The 16,676-nt window shown below is 71.3% G+C and carries 16 protein-coding genes and 1 pseudogene; 8 read left to right on the plus strand and 9 right to left on the minus strand.

What is annotated here, in order from left to right; genetic code table 11:
* Window positions 1-37: 37 nt before the first annotated feature.
* From EV670_RS11240 to EV670_RS11250, 3 genes are all read left to right on the plus strand, one after another.
* Window positions 38-1,312 (plus strand): lipoprotein-releasing ABC transporter permease subunit, encoded by a 1,275-nt coding sequence (locus tag EV670_RS11240; RefSeq protein WP_207225056.1) that lies wholly within the window; start codon window positions 38-40, stop codon window positions 1,310-1,312.
* A complete protein-coding gene (locus EV670_RS11245) occupies window positions 1,305-2,009 on the plus strand; it encodes an ABC transporter ATP-binding protein (protein WP_130432072.1) in 705 nt (234 codons plus the stop codon). The genes EV670_RS11240 and EV670_RS11245 overlap by 8 nt, the downstream gene beginning before the upstream one ends.
* Window positions 2,010-2,120: 111 nt before the next feature.
* Window positions 2,121-2,606 (plus strand): VOC family protein, encoded by a 486-nt coding sequence (locus EV670_RS11250; RefSeq protein ID WP_130432074.1) that lies wholly within the window; start codon window positions 2,121-2,123, stop codon window positions 2,604-2,606.
* Here EV670_RS11250 and EV670_RS11255 read toward each other — a convergent pair.
* From EV670_RS11255 to EV670_RS11265, 3 genes are all read right to left on the minus strand, one after another.
* Window positions 2,591-4,903 carry a xanthine dehydrogenase family protein molybdopterin-binding subunit gene (locus EV670_RS11255; protein WP_130432076.1) on the minus strand — a complete coding sequence of 771 codons (2,313 nt, stop codon included), beginning with the start codon at window positions 4,901-4,903 and terminating at the stop codon, window positions 2,591-2,593. The two genes, EV670_RS11250 and EV670_RS11255, sit on opposite strands and share 16 nt — an antisense overlap.
* A 2-nt stretch (window positions 4,904-4,905) precedes the next feature.
* The gene (locus EV670_RS11260) at window positions 4,906-5,367 is read right to left on the minus strand and encodes a (2Fe-2S)-binding protein (protein ID WP_130432078.1); all 462 of its coding nucleotides are present in this window, start codon (window positions 5,365-5,367) and stop codon (window positions 4,906-4,908) included.
* Between the two features lie 117 nt (window positions 5,368-5,484).
* Window positions 5,485-6,066 carry a cytochrome P460 family protein gene (locus EV670_RS11265; protein ID WP_130432080.1) on the minus strand — a complete coding sequence of 194 codons (582 nt, stop codon included), beginning with the start codon at window positions 6,064-6,066 and terminating at the stop codon, window positions 5,485-5,487.
* A 134-nt stretch (window positions 6,067-6,200) separates the two neighbouring features.
* Between EV670_RS11265 and EV670_RS11270 the strand changes: the two genes are divergently transcribed.
* From EV670_RS11270 to EV670_RS11285, 4 genes are read left to right on the plus strand one after another with little or no spacing between them, the layout of a single operon-like run.
* A complete protein-coding gene (locus tag EV670_RS11270; protein ID WP_130432082.1) occupies window positions 6,201-7,025 on the plus strand; it encodes a TatD family hydrolase in 825 nt (274 codons plus the stop codon).
* Complete coding sequence (locus EV670_RS11275) at window positions 7,022-7,534, plus strand: DNA-deoxyinosine glycosylase (RefSeq protein ID WP_130432084.1); 513 nt, start codon at window positions 7,022-7,024, stop codon at window positions 7,532-7,534. The genes EV670_RS11270 and EV670_RS11275 overlap by 4 nt, the downstream gene beginning before the upstream one ends.
* Entirely contained in the window at window positions 7,531-8,319 is a 789-nt protein-coding gene (locus tag EV670_RS11280; protein ID WP_130432086.1) for a class I SAM-dependent methyltransferase, read from the plus strand. Before EV670_RS11275 ends, EV670_RS11280 begins: the two co-directional genes overlap by 4 nt.
* A complete protein-coding gene (locus EV670_RS11285) occupies window positions 8,316-10,154 on the plus strand; it encodes a GspE/PulE family protein (protein ID WP_130432088.1) in 1,839 nt (612 codons plus the stop codon). Before EV670_RS11280 ends, EV670_RS11285 begins: the two co-directional genes overlap by 4 nt.
* Window positions 10,155-10,167: 13 nt before the next feature.
* Here the strand turns inward: EV670_RS11285 and EV670_RS11290 are convergent, their stop codons facing one another.
* The 5 genes from EV670_RS11290 to EV670_RS11310 are packed head-to-tail and all read right to left on the minus strand — an operon-like array spanning window position 10,168 to window position 14,421.
* Window positions 10,168-10,830 (minus strand): tetratricopeptide repeat protein, encoded by a 663-nt coding sequence (locus tag EV670_RS11290; protein WP_423213582.1) that lies wholly within the window; start codon window positions 10,828-10,830, stop codon window positions 10,168-10,170.
* Window positions 10,830-11,678, minus strand: a complete 849-nt coding sequence (locus tag EV670_RS11295) for an SDR family oxidoreductase (RefSeq protein ID WP_130432090.1) — start codon at window positions 11,676-11,678, stop codon at window positions 10,830-10,832. Before EV670_RS11295 ends, EV670_RS11290 begins: the two co-directional genes overlap by 1 nt.
* Window positions 11,675-12,361, minus strand: a complete 687-nt coding sequence (locus EV670_RS11300; protein ID WP_130432092.1) for an iron-containing redox enzyme family protein — start codon at window positions 12,359-12,361, stop codon at window positions 11,675-11,677. The genes EV670_RS11295 and EV670_RS11300 overlap by 4 nt, the downstream gene beginning before the upstream one ends.
* A 9-nt stretch (window positions 12,362-12,370) precedes the next feature.
* A complete protein-coding gene (locus tag EV670_RS11305) occupies window positions 12,371-13,834 on the minus strand; it encodes an AMP-binding protein (RefSeq protein ID WP_130432094.1) in 1,464 nt (487 codons plus the stop codon).
* The gene (locus EV670_RS11310; protein WP_130432096.1) at window positions 13,831-14,421 is read right to left on the minus strand and encodes a thermostable hemolysin; all 591 of its coding nucleotides are present in this window, start codon (window positions 14,419-14,421) and stop codon (window positions 13,831-13,833) included. The genes EV670_RS11305 and EV670_RS11310 overlap by 4 nt, the downstream gene beginning before the upstream one ends.
* Window positions 14,422-14,683: 262 nt before the next feature.
* Here EV670_RS11310 and EV670_RS19020 point away from each other — a divergent pair.
* A pseudogene (locus tag EV670_RS19020) lies at window positions 14,684-15,067 on the plus strand (ATPase, T2SS/T4P/T4SS family); the annotation flags it as partial.
* Between the two features lie 138 nt (window positions 15,068-15,205).
* Here the strand turns inward: EV670_RS19020 and EV670_RS11315 are convergent.
* Window positions 15,206-16,654, minus strand: a complete 1,449-nt coding sequence (locus tag EV670_RS11315; RefSeq protein ID WP_130432097.1) for a DUF1214 domain-containing protein — start codon at window positions 16,652-16,654, stop codon at window positions 15,206-15,208.
* Between the last annotated feature and the right edge of the window lie 22 nt (window positions 16,655-16,676).

Raw genomic sequence — 16,676 nt, forward strand, 5'->3', positions numbered from 1 at the left:
TCGCCCGGCTCCCGAATCGCGATTCCCAAGGCCGCCCTTGTCGTCTTTCCTGCAGAACCTTCCCTACGAGCTGCGCATCGGCTGGCGCTACACCCGCGCCGGCCGCGCCGGGCGACGCAACGGCTTCATCTCCTTCATCTCCTTCGTCGCGATGCTCGGCATCGCGCTCGGGGTGGCGGCGTTGATCATCGTGCTGTCGGTGATGAACGGCTTCCAGAAGGAGGTGCGCGACCGCATGCTCGGCGTGATCCCGCATGTGGAGATCGTCGACGCGCGCGGCGGCCCGCTGGCCGACTGGGAGGCGCTGGCGGCCAGCGCGAAGCTGCATCCGGAGGTGGTCGGCGCCGCGCCCTTCGTGGCGACGCAGGCGCTGATCGCGCGCGGCGAGACGATGCGCGGCGCCATGGTGCGCGGCATCGACCCGGCGTTGGAGCCGCAGGTCACGCCGATCGCCCGCACGCTGGAGGCCGAGGGCACGCTGGCCAAGCTGCAACCCGGCGCCTGGAACCTGATCCTCGGCGGCGAGCTGATCCGCCAGCTCGGCCTGGAGATCGGCGAGCCGGTGACCATCGTCACCCCCAACGGCCAGGTCACGCCGGCCGGCGTGGTGCCGCGCCTCAAGCAGATGACGCTGGCCGGCCGCTTCGACTCGGGCCACTACGAGTACGACAGCTCGCTGGCGCTGGTCCACATCGACGACGCGATCAAGCTCTTTCGCACCGAGGGTCCGACCGGCGTGCAGCTGCGCCTTAAGGACCAGCAGGACGCGCGCCGCGTGGCCGACGAGCTCTCTCGGCAACTCGGACCCGAGGTGCTGGTGCGTGACTGGACCCGCACCAACCAGAACTGGTTCGCCGCGGTGCAGTTGGAGAAGCGGATGATGTTCATCATCCTCACGCTGATCGTCGCGGTCGCGGCCTTCAACCTGGTCAGCACGCTGGTGATGACGGTGACCGACAAGCAGGCCGACATCGCGATCCTGCGCACCCTCGGCGCCAGCCCGCGCTCGATCATGGGCATCTTCATGGTCCAGGGCGCGGCGGCCGGCGTGATCGGCACGCTCGGCGGGCTGGGGCTCGGGCTGCTGGTGGCCTTCAACATCGACGTCATCGTGCCGGCGCTGGAGCGGCTGCTCAGCGCCAGCTTCCTGCCCGGCAGCATCTACCTGATCACGCGCATGCCGAGCGAGCCGCAGAGCGCCGACATCGTGCCGATCGCGATCATCTCGCTGGTGCTGGCCTTCCTCGCCACGCTCTACCCGAGCTGGCGCGCGAGCCGCGTGCAACCGGCCCAGGCCCTGCGTTATGAGTGAGCCAAAGGCGAACGGGCCGGTGCTGACCGGCCGCGGCCTGCACAAGCGCTTTCACGAAGGGCCGATCGACGTCACGGTGCTGGCCGGCGTCGACCTGGAGGTCACGCGCGGCGAGACGCTGGCGATCGTCGGCGCCTCGGGCTCGGGCAAGAGCACGCTGCTGCATCTTCTGGGCGGGCTCGATGCGCCGAGCGCGGGTTCGGTGGCGCTGGCCGGGCGTGCCTTCAACGGCGAGGGCTCGACCATGGGTCCGGCCGAGCAGGGCGCCTGGCGCAACCGGCAGCTCGGCTTTGTCTACCAGTTCCACCACCTGCTGCCCGAGTTCAGCGCGCTCGACAACGTCGCGATGCCGCTGCTGATCCGCCGCCTGCCCAAGGCCGAGGCGCGCGCGCAGGCGCAGCAGACGCTGGCCGCGGTGGGCCTGGCGCACCGGGTGCAGCACCGGCCCTCGGAACTCTCCGGCGGCGAGCGCCAGCGGGTGGCGCTGGCGCGCGCGCTGGTCACGCAGCCGGCCTGCGTGCTGGCCGACGAGCCGACCGGCAACCTCGATCGCGGCAGCGCCGACGTGGTCTTCGCGCTGATGCTGGAACTGGCCCGCGCGCACGGCACCGCCTACGTGCTGGTGACGCACGACGAGTCGCTGGCGCGGCGCTGCGACCGTGTCGCGCACCTGGAGCGCGGGTTGCTGGTGACCTGAGCGTAAATTCCGGTCGCCGTGTCGATTCCGGCCCGGTTCGTTCGTCGTGCTGGTGGAGTCCCCGCGCGCGAGGGCTCCGCATCACCCACCGTTGATCCGAGGAGCCTCACCATGCCCCAGTCCGCCGTCAAGCCGATTCCCGACGGGATGCATTCGATCACCCCGCACCTCGTGTGCGCCGGCGCCGCCGACGCGATCGAGTTCTACAAGAAGGCCTTCGGCGCGGTCGAGCTGATGCGCCTGCCCGCTCCTGATGGCAGGCTGATGCATGCCGCGGTGCAGATCGGTGACTCGATGCTGATGCTGGTCGACGAGATGCCCGAGTTCGGCTGCCATGGCCCGAAGGCGCTGAACGGCTCGGCCGTGACCATCCACCTGCAGGTCAAGGACGTCGATGCCACCGTCGCGCAGGCGGTGGCGGCCGGCGCCAAGCTCACGATGCCGGTGGCCGACCAGTTCTGGGGCGACCGCTACGGCCAGGTCGAGGACCCCTTCGGCCACCGCTGGTCGGTGGCCACGCACCTGCGCGACCTGAGCCCGGAGCAGATCCAGGAGGCGATGAAGGGCGCGATGAGCGGGGCTCAGGCCTGCAACTGATTGCGGATCGGCAGCTGCCGGATCCGCTTGCCGCCGGCGGCGAAGATCGCGTTGCACAGCGCCGGCGCGATCGGCGGCACGCCGGGCTCGCCGACGCCGCCCATCGGCTGCGCGTAGTCGCCGCCCGGCATCAGGTGCACCTCGATCCGGCGCGGCGCCGCGTTCATGCGCAGCAGCTGGTAGCCATTGAAGTTGTCCTGCTGCACGCGGCCCTTGTCGAAGCTGACCTCGCCCAGCATCGCGTTGCTCAGGCCCATGATGCAGGCGCCCTCCATCTGCGCGCGCACGCGCTCCGGGTTGACCATCGCGCCGCAGTCGATCGCGATGTCGATGCGCGGGATCTCCAGCCGGCCCTGCGCGTCGACCGCGACCTCGACCACCGCCGCCACGTAGCTGACGAAGCTGTAGTGGGCGGCGATGCCCAGCCCGTGGCCCTTGGCCAGCTTGCGGCCCCAGCCGGCGCCCTTGGCCGCGGTCTCGGCGACGCGGCGCAGGCGGCCGGTGTCGACCATGTACAGCTCGGGGTTCTCGCCGTGGTTCCACTGGTCGCCGAGCGAGCGCGGGTCCAACTTGCGCGGCGGGCCGATCAGCTCGAGCAGGTAGTCCTTGGGGTCGCGCCCGGCGGCTTGCGCCAGTTCGGCGACGAAGGACTGGATCGCAAAGGCATGCGGGATGTTGGCCACCGCGCGGTACCAGCCGATGCGGGTGTAGGCCGGCGCCGGCGGGTTCTCGATGCGCAGGTTCGGGATCTCGAAAGGCACGTTGGTCAGGCCCATGCCGAGTTCGAAGCCCGCCATCTGCTTGGGGTCGGGCATGAACAGCGACATGATCGTCGGCCCCACGCTGCGGTGCAGCCAGGCCACCGGCTTGCCCTTGGCGTCGAGCCCGGCCTCGAGCCGGTCGACCGAGACCGTGTGATAGAAGGAATGGTGCAGGTCGTCCTCGCGCGTCCACACCACCTTGACCGGTCGGCCCTCGGTCTCCCTGGCCAGCAGCGCGGCCTCGGTCGCGAAGTCGGCCTTTGACTTGCGGCCGAAGCCGCCGCCGAGCAGCGTGACGTTGACCTTGACCTTGTCGGCCGGCATGTCGAGCCGCTTGGCGATGTCGTTGCGCGCGGCCTGCGGGCTCTGCACGCAGGCCCAGACCTCGCAGCGGTCGCCGTCGATGCGCGCGGTCGCGGCCGGCGGCTCCATCGGCGCCTGGGTCAGGTGCGGCGTGTAGTACTCGGCCGCCACCGTCTTGGCGGCACCCTTCATCGCCTCGGCGACGTTGCCGTCGTTGCGGATCTCCTTGCCGGGCTGGCGCGCGGCAGCTTCGAGCGAGGCGCGGTACGTGGCCGAGTTGTAGCTCGCGTTCGGCCCGTCCTGCCAGTCGAGCTTGAGCGCACGCCGGCCCTGCATCGCGGCCCAGGTGCTGTCGGCGATCACCGCCACGCCTTCGAGCGGCTGGAAGGCGCTCGGGATCGGCGAGCCCTTGATCGCGACGACCTTGCGCACCCCGGCGACCTTCATCGCCTCGGCGCCGTCGAAGCCGGACAGCGTGGCGCCGAGCACCGGCGCCCGCGCCACCACCGCGAACAGCATGTTGGGCAGCACCACGTCCTGACCGTAGATGGCGCGCCCGGTCGACATGTCGAAGCCGTCGATCAGGCCGAGCTTGCCCTTGCCGATGTAGCGGAACTGCGAGGGGTTCTTGAGCCGCAGGGCATCGCCCGCAGGCACCGGCTGCGTGGCGGCCTCGCGTGCCACCGCACCGAAGCCGAGCGTGCGGCCGCTGGGCTTGTGCACCAGCTGGTGGTTGCGTGCCTCGACCTCGGTGGCCGGCACCGACCAGCGCGCCGCCGCCGCCGCCTCGAGCATCTGGCGCGCGGCGGCGCCGCAGCGCCGCATCGGCATGAAGAAGTGGCGCGTGGTGCGCGAGCCGTCGGTGTCCTGGTTGCCGTAGCGCGGCTCGTCGCCGGGGGCCTGCGCCACGCGCACCATGGCCCAGTCGGCCTCCATCTCGTCGGCCACGATCAGCGGAACGCCGGTGCGCACGCCCTGGCCCATTTCGGCGCGGTGGCAGGTGATCGTGACAACGCCGTCGTCGGCGATCGACACGAACACCAGGGGGTTCTCGACCACGCCGTTGGGCATGCCGTAGGCGCCGTACTTCGGTGCGGCGGCCGGAGCGTCGGCGGCATCGGCATCGGAGAGGCCGGCGACGAGCGCGAAGCCGCCGAAGCTGGCGCCGGCGGCGAGGAATTCGCGCCGCGTGGGCTTGCGGACGCCGGCGATGAGGGTGGTGGTGGCGTCCATGTTCAGGCTCCCTTCTTGGCGCCTGCGGCCTGCTTGATCGCGGCCCGGATGCGGGTGTAGGTGCCGCAGCGGCAGAGGTTGCCGGCCATCGCGGCGTCGATGTCGGCATCGCTCGGCTTGGGGTTTTGCGCCAGCAGCGAGGCGGCCTGCATGATCTGGCCCGACTGGCAGTAGCCGCACTGCGGCACGCCTTGCTCGCGCCAGGCCACCTGCAGCGGATGGCGGCCCTGCGCGTGCAGGCCCTCGATGGTGGTGATCTTGCGGTTGCCGACCGCGCTGACGGGCGTGACGCAGGAGCGGGTGGCGACGCCGTCGAGGTGCACGGTGCAGGAACCGCACAGTGCCATGCCGCATCCGAACTTGGTGCCGGTCATCTGGCGCACGTCGCGCAGATACCAGAGCAGCGGCATCTGCGGATCGCCTTCGAAGGATGCCGACTGGCCGTTGACGACGAGAGTCACCATGGCAGATCTCCGGTGGGGTGGCTGGCGCACGATAGACCCGTGCCCGGACGCCCGCAAGCGCAGCGCCACCCCCAAGAACCGCAGGCGCGGCGGGCGTGGCCGCCGCGGCTTCAAGCGCTAGTAGCCACCGGCGCTGCCCTTCTGCGCGAAGTGCTCGTCGTAGCGGTGCACGAAGTCCTTGCTCGTCAGCGGCGCGTGGCAGGCACGGCAGGTCAGCAGGTTGTCGGGCGCCTTGCTGCCGTCGGCCATGTAGGCGGCGTAGACCCAGTTGCCATTGCGCATCTCGACCGGCGTGAAGTCCTCGGCCCAGCCCTTGTTCTTGCCCATCACGAAGACCTTCTGCAGCGCGCCCTTGACCAGCTTGCCGTCGGGCCCGGTGACGAGGCTGCCGTCGGGGTTGGCCTGGGCCGCCCAGTTCTCCATCACGAACACCGTGCCCTGCGGAAAGCCGCCGGCCGCGGTGGCGCCCTTGGCCAGCGGGTGCATGTAGATCTCGCGCACCTGCTTGGCGTCGGGGCGCTGGATGGCGGTGAGGAACTTGGGCCAGCTCTTGTAGTCGGCCGGCACCGCCAGTTCGCCGTCCTTGAGCACGGCGACCGGCTTGGCCGCCTCCATCGGCGAACTGCAACCGGCGACGAGGCCGGCAAGCGCCGCCGCAACAGCGGCCAGGGAAAGGACTGAATGCAGCTGGGTTCGCATGGCATCCTCGCAGCAGTGGAAAGAACGAGCCTCATCATCAGACCGCGCAAGCGCGCACTCCACCGGATCAACCCGCGCATCCGGAGCACCCCCCTGCTGCGTAGGCGGCGCGACGAAGCGGACGCTGGCTGGACATGAGCTGGACAGACAGCCACTGCCACCTGGACGCGGCCGAGTTCGACCCCGACCGTGACGCGGTGGTGGCGCGCGCCCGCGCCGCCGGCGTCGCGCAGATCGTGCTGCCGGCGGTGGAAGCCGCCAACTTCGAGACGGTGCGCGCGCTCGCGCACCGCCACCGCTGCGCCTACGCGCTCGGCATCCATCCGCTCTACGTGCAGCGCGCGACCGAGGCCGACCTGGACACGCTGCGCCTTGCGCTGCGCGCGCAGCTCGACGATCCGCGCCTGGTGGCGGTCGGCGAGATCGGCCTCGATCATTTCGTCGCCGGACTCGACCCCGAACTGCAGCGGCGCTTCTACCGGGCCCAGCTCGAGATCGCCGCCGAGGCCGGCCTGCCGGTGATCCTGCATGTGCGGCGCTCGGCCGATGCGCTGCTGGCCGGACTGCGCCGCGTGCGCCTCAGCGGTGGCATCGCCCATGCCTTCAACGGCAGCCCGCAACAGGCGCAGGCCTTCGTCGATCTCGGCTTCCGGCTCGGCTTCGGCGGCGCGATGACTTTCGAGCGTGCGCTCAACCTGCGCCGGCTCGCGGCCGAGCTGCCGCTCGATGCCATCGTGCTCGAGACCGACGCGCCCGACATCCCGCCGCAATGGCTCTACACCAACGCCGAGCGGCGCGCCGCCGGCGAGGCGATGGGCCGCAACGAACCGGCCGAGCTGCCGCGCATCGCCGCCGTGCTGGCCGAAGTGCGCGGCATCGGCCTCGACGCGCTGGCCGCCGCCACCGAGGCCAACGTGCGCGCGGCGCTGCCACGGCTGGCGGGGTTCGCTCCCGCATGAGCGGCGAGTTGCTCGAAGGCTTGCCGCCGGTGGTGGGCCGCGCGACGCGCCTGGTCGTGCTCGGCAGCTTTCCCGGTGCCGCCTCGCTCGCGGCGAGCCAGTACTACGCGCATCCGCGCAATCACTTCTGGCCGATCGTCGGTGCGCTGATCGGCGTCGATCTCGCGGCGCTGCCGTACCGCGAGCGGCTCGCCGTCATCAAGACCCACGGCCTGGGGCTGTGGGACATCTACGCCCGCTGCCGGCGCGAGGGCAGCCTCGACGTGGCGATCAGCGACGCCGAGCCGAACGACCTGGTCGGCTTGAAGCGCCGCGCACCAAAGCTGCAGGCGGTGGCTCACAACGGCGGCGAGTCGGCGCGCGCCGCGCGCGTCAGCGCCGCGCTCGGCCTGAGCGTGCATCGGCTGCCGTCAACCAGCCCGGCCAACGCGAGCTGGAGCTTCGAGCGCAAGCTCGCCGCCTGGCGCGCGGCCTTCGAGGCCAGCGGCATCGCGACAATCGGCGGATGAACCCACGAGCCCAGGCCGCCGCCGCCGAACTGCCCGAAGTGACCGTCTCCGAGTGGAACGGCGTGCGCTTCCTGCACCTGGGTACGCCCTGGGTGCAGGGCGCGATGCGCATCGCCAGGCCGCTGGCGATCGAGCTCGAGTACGTGCAGCGCATGATGGCCTGGATGCTGTGGCGCCCGAGCGCCGAGCTGGCGCAGGGCCGCGCGGTGCAGCTCGGCCTCGGTGCGGCCGCGATCACCCGCTTCACGCATGGCGCGCTGAAGATGGACACCACCGCGGTCGAGCTCAACCCGGCCGTGATCGCGGCCTGTCGCCAGTCCTTCAGGCTGCCGGAGCCCGGCCCGCGCTTCGGGCTCGTGCAAGCCGATGCGATGGACTGGTTGCAGACCGATGCCGGTGCGCACCAGATCGCTGTGCTGCAGGTCGACCTCTACGACCACGAGGCCGCGGCGCCGGTGCTCGACGACGCGGCCTTCTACCGCGCCTGCTGCGAGGCGCTCGATCCCGAGGGCGGGCTTATGAGCGTCAACCTCTTCGGTCGCCATGCCAGCTTTGCCGCCAGCGCGGCGCGCATTGCACGTGCCTTCGGCCTGGATCAATGCTGGTCGCTGCGGCCCACGCGGGAAGGCAACACGGTGGTGGTGGCCGCGCGCAACGTCTTGGTACCAGATCGCGAGGAGCTGCTGCGGCGAGCGGATAGCATCGAGGCGCGCTACAAGCTGCCGGCCCGCAAGTGGCTGCGGATGGTGAAGCCACTCGACCCGGCGATCCTGGACCTGCGATGACAGCTACCGTCTCTTCGGCACCGCGCCCTCTGCCCAAGCCCGACTCCAGGCCGGACGCCAAAACCTCGGCGCGTCTTCCGCCTCCGGGCAAGCTCGACTGGCGCGCGCTGCTCAAGTGGCTCTACGAAGACGGCTGGATTGCCGGCGACGAGGCCAAGCGCATCGCGCAGCGCTTTGGCTCCTCGGCCAGCAGCCTGCATCCGCTGGTGCGCCTGGGCGGGCTTGGCCTGGTGCGCGCCGGCACCCAGACGCCTATCGATTGCGAGCTGCTCACCGAGTGGCTGGCCGGTCGCTTTGGCTTGACTTACCTGCGCATCGACCCGCTCAAGGTCGATGTCGGCCGCGTCGCCGAGGCCATGTCGCCGGCCTACGCGCAGGCGCGACTCGCGCTGCCGGTGGGCTTTGCCGCGCACGAGCTGACGATCGCCACCGCCGAGCCCTTCGACACCGGTTGGCTGCCCGAGATCGAGGCCCACACCCACCGCAAGGTGCGGCTGGTGGTGGCCAACCCGGACGAGATCCGGCGCTACACGACCGAGTTCTACGCGCTCGCCAAGTCGGTGCGCAACGCCGTCAAGCGCGGCGAGAACGCGAGCGCGGCCAGCTTCGAGCAGCTGGTCGAGCTCGGCAAGACCAACAAGCAGCTCGACGCCAACGACCAGGGCGTGGTGCAGGTGGTCGACTGGCTGTGGCAGTACGCCTTCGACCAGCGCGCCTCGGACATCCACCTCGAGCCGCGCCGCGACCTGGGCGTGATCCGCTTTCGCATCGACGGCGTGATGCACACCGCCTACCAGGTGCCACCGGTGGTGATGTCGGCGATGACGGCGCGCGTCAAGCTGCTCGGCCGCATGGACGTGGTCGAGAAGCGGCGGCCGCAGGACGGCCGCATCAAGACGCTGCGGCCGGGCGAGGGCGGCGAGGTCGAGCTGCGGCTGTCGACGCTGCCGACCGCCTTCGGCGAGAAGCTGGTGATGCGCATCTTCGATCCGCAGACAGTGGGCAAGGATGTGCGCGCGCTGGGCTTCCCGGCGCACGACGCGGCGCGCTGGCTCGAGCTGATCGCGCGCCCGCACGGCATCGTGCTGGTCACCGGGCCGACCGGCTCGGGCAAGACCACCACGCTCTACTCGACCCTGCGGCAACTGGCGACCGACGAGGTCAACGTCTGCACGATCGAGGATCCGATCGAGATGATCGACCCGGCGCTGAACCAGACGCAAGTGCAGCCGGCGCTCGACCTCGGCTTTGCCGAGGGCCTGCGCTCGCTGATGCGGCAGGACCCGGACATCATCATGGTCGGCGAGGTGCGCGACCTCGCCACCGCCGAGATGGCGATCCAGGCCGCGCTGACCGGCCACCTGGTCTTTTCGACGCTGCACACCAACGACGCCGCCAGCGCGATCACGCGCCTGGTCGACCTCGGCGTGCAGCCCTTCCTGATCGGCGCCACCGTCAACGCGGTGCTGGCACAGCGGCTGGTGCGCACGTTGTGCCCGGCCTGCAAGCAGCCCGATACCGATGCCAGCCTCGCGCTGCTGCGCGAGACCGCGGCGCCGTGGGAACTGCCGGCCGAGGCGCGGCCGTACAAGCCGGTCGGCTGTCTCGAGTGCCGCCACACCGGCTACCGCGGCCGTGCCGGCCTCTACGAGTTGCTGACCATCGGCGAGGAAGAGCGCGCGCTGATCCACCCGCAGAGCGACGAAACCGGCCTGCGCCGCCTGGGCGCCCGCAAGGGCATGAAGCCGCTGCGCCTGGCCGGGCTGCTCAAGGTGGCCGAGGGGCAGACGACGCTCGAGGAAGTGCTGCGCAGCACGCCGAGCTTCGAGGCCTGAGCCGCAGCGCGACTCAGCGACCCTTGTTCGCCTTCTCCAGCAGTTCGCGCGCCTCCTCGCGGCGGCCGCTGTCGGCCACGGTGCGGCCCGGGCGGGCCGGGGCGCGCAGCGCGGCCTCGAGATAGGGCGTGGCCTCCTGCGGGCTGCGGGTCTCCAGCAGGTACTCGCCGTAGAAGAAGTTCGGGTCGATGCCCTTCGGGTTGATCGCCAGCGCCTTCTGCAGCAGTTCCCTGGCCTTGGCCTTGTCGCCGAAGCCGATCGGCCAGCCGGGCACCTTGTAGTACAGCACGCCGAGGCTGTTGTAGGCCGAGCCGTCGAGCGCATTGCCGTCGATCTGGATTGCGGCCTCGTACAAGGCCTTGGCCTGCTTGGCCAGGCCGAGCGCGCCGAGGCCGCCCTTCTCGCCGGCCAGCGAGCTGAGGACGATGCCCTCCCAGACCAGCGGCTCGCTGCGGCCGGCATGCTCCTCGCTGACCTTGTGCGCGCGCGCCGCCAGCGCCTCGTAGCGCTTCTCGCGCGCCGCGGCAGGCGTCTGGTAGCGGATCACTTCCCAGTCGCGCTGCAGCGAGCCGACCGCCTCGTCCACCGTTTCGGCATGCGAGGGCGCGATCGGCATCAGCGCGAGCAGCGCCGTCGTCGCGGCGTTGGCGAGCAGGGGTTTCCATCGGATCGGCATCATGTTCTGGCTCCTTGCAGGGCGGTGTTCGGCGCAGCGTCGTCGGCGCGCTCGTCGATGGGGGGCAGGTGGCGGCGATGCTTGTCGAAGCCGCCGTCGAGCAGCGTCGGCGCCAGGCCGTTGAGACGCACGGCGGCGGCCTCGGGCATGCCGATGAAGCGCTCGGCGACCTCGTCTTCCAGCAGCCTCAGCAGTGCCGCGGCGACGGTCTCTGGCGCGTCGGTGGCGGTGCCGGTGAGCAGGTTGTAGGCGTCGAGCTCGGCCGAGTTGAAGCCGGTGCGGGTGCTGCGCGGGCCCAAGTACTGGACCCGGACCGCGGAATCGGCCAGCTCGCGCCGCAGCGCCTCGGCAAATCCGCGCAGGCCGAACTTGCTGGCGCTGTAGACGCTGAAGCCGGGCAGGCCGATGCGACCGAGCGCCGAGCCGACGCAGATCACCTGCGCCCGCGGCCGGCGCAGCAGGTGCGGCAGCAGCGCCTGCGTCAGCAGGATCGGCGCGCGCAGGTTGGTGTCGAGCACGCGCGCCACCGCGTCGGCATCGAGCGACTGGAGCCGGCCGAAGCTGGGCACGCCGGCGTTGTGGATCACCACGTTGCAGTCCCAGTCCGCGGCGGCGCGGCCGAGCCGCGCGAGGTCGTCGCCGGCTAGCAGGTCGGCGGTGACACAGGCCAGCTCCGGCGACCGCGCCCCGGCGCGCAGCCGCAGCGCGGCGGCCTGGGCCGCCAGTCGTTCGCCGGAGCGGCCGACCAGCATCACTGCGGCGCCGGCCTGCACCAGCGCCGCGGCCATGGCCTGGCCGATGCCGCCGCCGGCACCGGTGAGTAGCACGCGAGCCTGCGCCGCCTTCATGCCGCCACCCCGGCCGCGACGCGCGCGCTGCGCTCGGGCATCGGCAGGCCGCGGAACACATCGCCGTAGAGGCGATAGAAGGCGCGCGCGGCATGCACGATGTCGGCTTGGTCCTGCGGGTCGTCGATCTGGTCCATCAGCAGGCCGAAGTGCGCCGTGTGCTCGATGTCGAGCGTGCCGTGCGAGCGCAGGTAGCTGAAGGCCGCATCGGGCAGGCCGAGTGGCTTCTGGATCTGGTCGGCCGCCATCAGCGCCAGCGAGACGCTGGTGCCCTCGAGCACGTGCACCATGCCGAAGAAGCCGAGCGGATTGCGGCGCGCGATCGTGTCGTAGGCATAGGCCACCATCACCTCGGTGGCGTGGCCGGGCCGGCCGTGGCGCACCGCCTCGGCGTCGCCGCCGCAGGTCCGGATGTCGTCGAGGATCCACTCGTCGTGGCCGGATTCCTCCTCGATGTACTCGTCCAGCGCCGGCTCGAGCCAGGCATGGCGCGCCGGCAGCGCCGCCTTGCAGGCGCGCAGCAGCGGCACGGTGTGGCTCACGTGGTGGTAGGCCTCGCGCAGGAAGGCTAGGTAGCTCAGCAGCGACACCTCGCCGCGCAGGCAGCCCTGGATGATCGGCGTGCTGAGCAGGCCCATGCGGGCATCGGCGGTCTGGGCCTGGAGTTGGGCGTGAAATGACATGGTCGGGGTTCAGGTGGTGGAGGTTTCGGCCAGGCCCAGAGCCTCGGCGTGGAGGCGCAGCACGGCGCCGCGGCGGGGCCGGCCGTTCGTGGTGGCGAGTCCGGATTCGGCGCTGAACGTGGCCTCGGCACGGGTCCAGCGGTGGATGCGGGCGTAGTCGGGCAGCGTCACGTTGGCCGCGTCCACCGCGGCCTGCAGCGCCGCATCGGGCACCTCGGGCCGCACCGGCCACAGCACCGCGCTGAGCGCGGGCTGGGTCTCGCCCAGCACGACCGCCTGCGCCACCACCGGCTCGGCGCGCAGCGCGGTCTCGACCCACTCGGGCGAGACGTTGCGGCCAAAGGCGGTGATCAGCACATTCGTCTTGCGCCCGCTGACATGCAGGAAGCCCTCGGCGTCGAAGCTGCCAAGGTCGCCGGTGGGCCACCAGCGCGGTGGCGCCTCACTGGCGCCGAGGTAGCCGACGAACAGGCTGCCGGCGATCTGAATCTCGCCGTCGCCGGCCAGCCGCACCCTTGCGTGCGGCAGCGGCCGGCCGGCCGAGCCGGGGTAGTCGGCGCTGGGCAGGTTGAGCGTCTGCACCGAGCCGCCTTCCGACAGCCCGTAGCCCTCGTAGGCCGGGATGCCGACCGCGCGCGCGGCCTGGATCAGCCGCGCACCGACCGCCGCCCCGCCGACCGCGACCAGCCGCAGTGACGCCGGCACGCGCGCGCCGGTCTGCTGCAGGTGACCGGCCCAGGCGCGCAGCATCTGCGGCAGCAAGATGATGCTGTTCGGCTCGAAGCGCTCGACGGCGGCCTGGAAGCGCGCGGCGTCGAAGCCGGACGACCCGCTCAACCCGAGTTCCGCCAGCGGCGGCGCGATGCAGGTGGCGCCGGCGGCCAGCGGCGCCATCAGCCCCGCCACGTTCTCGAGCAGCACCGCGAACGGCAGCGCGCAGAGGTGGCGCCGCACCTGCAGCGGCGCGAGTGCGGCCACCAGTCCGGCGCTCACCTGGCGCAGCCCGGCGGCGCTCAGGCAGACGCCCTTGGGTGCGCCGGTCGTGCCGGAGGTGAAGGTGATCTTGGCGGTCTGCGCCGGCAGCGGCACCGGCGCCACCGGCAGCCCGACCAGCACCAGCTGCTGGTCGGCGCAGACCAGGGCCTCGGCCGGTGCCTTTGGCCAGCGCGACGCCGCGATGGCGGGCGCCAGCAGGCTGTCGACGCCGGCCGCCGCCAGCGCGTGCGTGATCTGGTCGGCACTGAAGAACAGCGGCAGCGGCACGTGCACCACGCCGGCCTGGGCGGCGGCGAGATCGGCCACGACCCAGGCCGCCGAGTTGTCCATCAGCGTGGCGACGACGCGCGTGCCGCGCGCGCGGAAGCGGTCGGCCAGCGCCTCGGACTGCGCCAGCAGCTCGGGGCGCGACCAGCAGCGCCGCCCGTCGTCGACGGCGGCGTCCGGCGCGAGGTCGAAGCCCGCGGCGGCGCTCATTCGTGGGCTCCGTTGCCGCCGAGTCGGCGCGCGAGCTGGTGCATCGCCTGCTGCAGCTGGCCGGCCAGCACGACCGGGCGGTGGTCGTAGTAGCTGCCCCAATGGCCGGCATCGGCACCCAGCATCGCCGGATCGGCCACGCCCAGCGCCAGCGGCGTGACGCCGATGCGCAGCAGCAGGTGCCTGAGCTCACTGGTCAGCGTGCTGACCACCCACTCGAAGCCGCGCTGGCTCAGGTGCACGCCGAGCAAGTGGATCAGGCGGCGGCCCTCGCCGGGGCGCACTGCGGCCAGATGTCCGACCTCGACGATGCGATCGCGGCGCGGAGGGCGCCCGGTCGCGCCGCCCAGCAGCCGCTCCACCGGCGCATCCAGGTAGCGCTCGAGGAACATCGGGCCGCTGGAGCCGGCGCGAAAGCCGGCCGCGGCCACGATCTCGCCGTTGTCGCGCAGGCTGGCCAGCACCGGCGCGAACTGGCGCACGTCGGCGCCGAAGCGATCGGCGTAGACGCGCCGGATGAAGGTCTCGACCTCGGAGCGGCCGGCGTTGCCCGGAGGATGCTCGCAGAACATGGGTCGAGCCGGCATTGCCGATTCGTCGGCGAACGAGCGGAGCGCTTCGCCCGAGCATGAGGCCTTGGTCATCCGTACTCCCTGCATGCACCCGAAGTCCGGGCGCCTGGGGCGGAGCATCGACGGCCAACATTAGGGGCGCCTTAAGCTGCCTTGCCGACCGCAACGCCCGGCGGTGTCCGTGGGTGCCGTGCTACGTGGAAGCTCCACGGCATTGGCATCGGTCCGGCTCCTTGAGGGCCTCGCACAGGTCGGAGGTGCCCGTCGCCCGCCGGCCATGGCAATCGAGGACGAGACAGCGCGTGGGGATCGGCAGTCAACGCGGCTTCGTGGCCGGCCGAAGTTCATCGTCATCGGCGCTGCCTTCGCGATCGGTGCCTCCGGCTACTCGCTCGGCACGCTGATCGGCGCCACCGCCAGCGCGTTGCTGGCGCAGCGCCTTGTGCCCACGCTGTGCTGCAAGCAGGCCGACGGCGAGGTCGGGCTAGAACTGCTGCGCGAAACCGCCAGGCCCTGGGAACTGCCGGCCGACGCGCGGCCCTGCAAGCCGGTCGGTTGCCTCGAATGCCGCCACACCGGCTACCGCGGCCGCGCCGGGCTCTACGAGTTGCTGACGATGGGCGAGGAGGAGCGTGCGCTGATCACCCGCAGAGCGACGAGACGGGCCTGCGCCCACTGGGCGCCCGCAAGGGCATGGAGCTGCTGCGCCTGGGCGGGCTTGATGCGGGGCCAGCGAAGGGGGCGGGCTAGAGCTGCCGGCCCTGACCTCGGCCCGGCCTGCCGCCTCGTGCCGTCGCCCTCACTTCACTTCGACGATGTCCGGCAACACCCAGGTCTTGTCGAACAGCGCCTTCGTCGGGCCGTAGAAGCGGAACAGGACCTCGAACTTTCCTGCGGCGTCCGTGGCGACCCAGTTCGCTTCCTTGCCGGCGGGCGCCTTGGGCCCGAAGTACAGATCCACCGAACCGTCGGCATTCTTCTGCAAGCCCGGGCTCTGCGAGGAGCGGCCGGCGTGGGACATCTTGCGGATCAGCGCATGGGTGGCGCGGTCGTAGACCGTGGCCGACCAGTACTGGCGGACCGGCGCGTCGGCCGGCACGTTGAGGCGATAGTTCCTGCTCCCGTCCAGCACCGCCCCGGCCTTGTCGTCGATCACCATCAGGTAGAACTGGCCCTCGCCCAGTCGCTTGGGCGTGAAGAAGATGTAGGTGAAGAGCAGGCCGCGGTCGTCGATCGGATAGACGTCGGGATCGGCGTAACCCGACTGCGCCGCTTCTGCGAACTCAGGCGACGCCGGGAAGGCCCAGCGGCTGCCCGGCGCGAAGTAGGTCTTGAAGAGTTCGACGAAGCGATAGTCCAGTAGCGCGTGGGCCTGGGCCGCGGCCGCGTCGAGCGCCTGACGGGTGGCGGCATCGGGGGCGAAGCGCTTGCCCTTCTCGATGCCGAGGGTCTTGAGCTTGTCGATCATCGCGCGGTCGCGCTGCAACCACGGCTCGATCTGCACCACGCGGTCGAGCGAGTCGTAGAAGCGGTTGTCGTAGGGGATCGTGGCGTCATAGAAGACGCCGGCCGCGTCCACGAAGACCGTCGGCGGCGGGCTGGCGGCCTGCGACAGCGCATAGATCTTGATCCGCTTGCCGTACTCGACCGCCTTGGCGAGATCGGTCGGGCTGCCGCTGCGCAGGATCGAGCGCAACAGCGCGTAGCCCTTGTAGGTGAGCGACTGCAGCGGGATGAAGCCGAGCGGGACCGGCTCCTTGTGACCGGGCGGCAGGATCAGGTACTTGCCGCCGCGGCCGCGGTCGACGCCGGCCGGCCCGACATCCTCGAGCGGCATCTGCCAGGCGTCCATGAGGGTGCCGTTGATGATCCCGTCGTCGGCGGGCGGGATCTCGAGCACGACCGGACCGTCCTTGGTGTCGTAGTAGGGCGTGAGGTAGACGACGTCGGTGTTTGGCGTGAGCGTCTGGTTCTTCCAGTCGAGCAGGGCCGACCAGTAGAGCATCTGGTTGGCGCGCGCCTTGGTCTCGCGCAGCATCGCCTGGTACATCAGGTCCAGATTGACCGCGGGCATGCCCCAGACCATGGCCTCGATGGCACGGCGTTCGAAGGCAGTGCGAGCAAGCTCCTTCGCCGAGGCAGGTGCCGCGGTAGGCGCGGCAGCTTCGGCGCTGGCCAGCTGACCCGCCGTGGCGAGCGTGGCTCCTGCGGCCGGAAGGGTCTGCAGGAACTGTCTGCGGTTTGCCATCGTGTGCTCCAGGGTTTTCAGG

Source organism: Rivibacter subsaxonicus (assembly GCF_004217215.1).
GTDB classification, from domain to species: Bacteria; Pseudomonadota; Gammaproteobacteria; order Burkholderiales; family Burkholderiaceae_C; genus Rivibacter; species Rivibacter subsaxonicus.

Excerpts from the sequence above, each read along its gene's own strand:
- EV670_RS11245 (WP_130432072.1), top strand. The coding sequence starts at position 1,305 with ATGAGTGAGCCAAAGGCGAACGGGCCGGTGCTGACCGGCCGCGGCCTG.
- EV670_RS11265 (WP_130432080.1), bottom strand. The coding sequence starts at position 6,066 with ATGCGAACCCAGCTGCATTCAGTCCTTTCCCTGGCCGCTGTTGCGGCG.
- EV670_RS11280 (WP_130432086.1), top strand. The coding sequence starts at position 7,531 with ATGAACCCACGAGCCCAGGCCGCCGCCGCCGAACTGCCCGAAGTGACC.
- EV670_RS11300 (WP_130432092.1), bottom strand. The coding sequence starts at position 12,361 with ATGTCATTTCACGCCCAACTCCAGGCCCAGACCGCCGATGCCCGCATG.
- EV670_RS11270 (WP_130432082.1), top strand. The coding sequence starts at position 6,201 with ATGAGCTGGACAGACAGCCACTGCCACCTGGACGCGGCCGAGTTCGAC.
- EV670_RS11310 (WP_130432096.1), bottom strand. The coding sequence starts at position 14,421 with ATGCCGGCTCGACCCATGTTCTGCGAGCATCCTCCGGGCAACGCCGGC.
- EV670_RS11295 (WP_130432090.1), bottom strand. The coding sequence starts at position 11,678 with ATGAAGGCGGCGCAGGCTCGCGTGCTACTCACCGGTGCCGGCGGCGGC.
- EV670_RS11285 (WP_130432088.1), top strand. The coding sequence starts at position 8,316 with ATGACAGCTACCGTCTCTTCGGCACCGCGCCCTCTGCCCAAGCCCGAC.
- EV670_RS11260 (WP_130432078.1), bottom strand. The coding sequence starts at position 5,367 with ATGGTGACTCTCGTCGTCAACGGCCAGTCGGCATCCTTCGAAGGCGAT.
- EV670_RS11275 (WP_130432084.1), top strand. The coding sequence starts at position 7,022 with ATGAGCGGCGAGTTGCTCGAAGGCTTGCCGCCGGTGGTGGGCCGCGCG.
- EV670_RS11250 (WP_130432074.1), top strand. The coding sequence starts at position 2,121 with ATGCCCCAGTCCGCCGTCAAGCCGATTCCCGACGGGATGCATTCGATC.
- EV670_RS11290 (WP_423213582.1), bottom strand. The coding sequence starts at position 10,830 with ATGCCGATCCGATGGAAACCCCTGCTCGCCAACGCCGCGACGACGGCG.
- EV670_RS11255 (WP_130432076.1), bottom strand. The coding sequence starts at position 4,903 with ATGGACGCCACCACCACCCTCATCGCCGGCGTCCGCAAGCCCACGCGG.
- EV670_RS11305 (WP_130432094.1), bottom strand. The coding sequence starts at position 13,834 with ATGAGCGCCGCCGCGGGCTTCGACCTCGCGCCGGACGCCGCCGTCGAC.
- EV670_RS11315 (WP_130432097.1), bottom strand. The coding sequence starts at position 16,654 with ATGGCAAACCGCAGACAGTTCCTGCAGACCCTTCCGGCCGCAGGAGCC.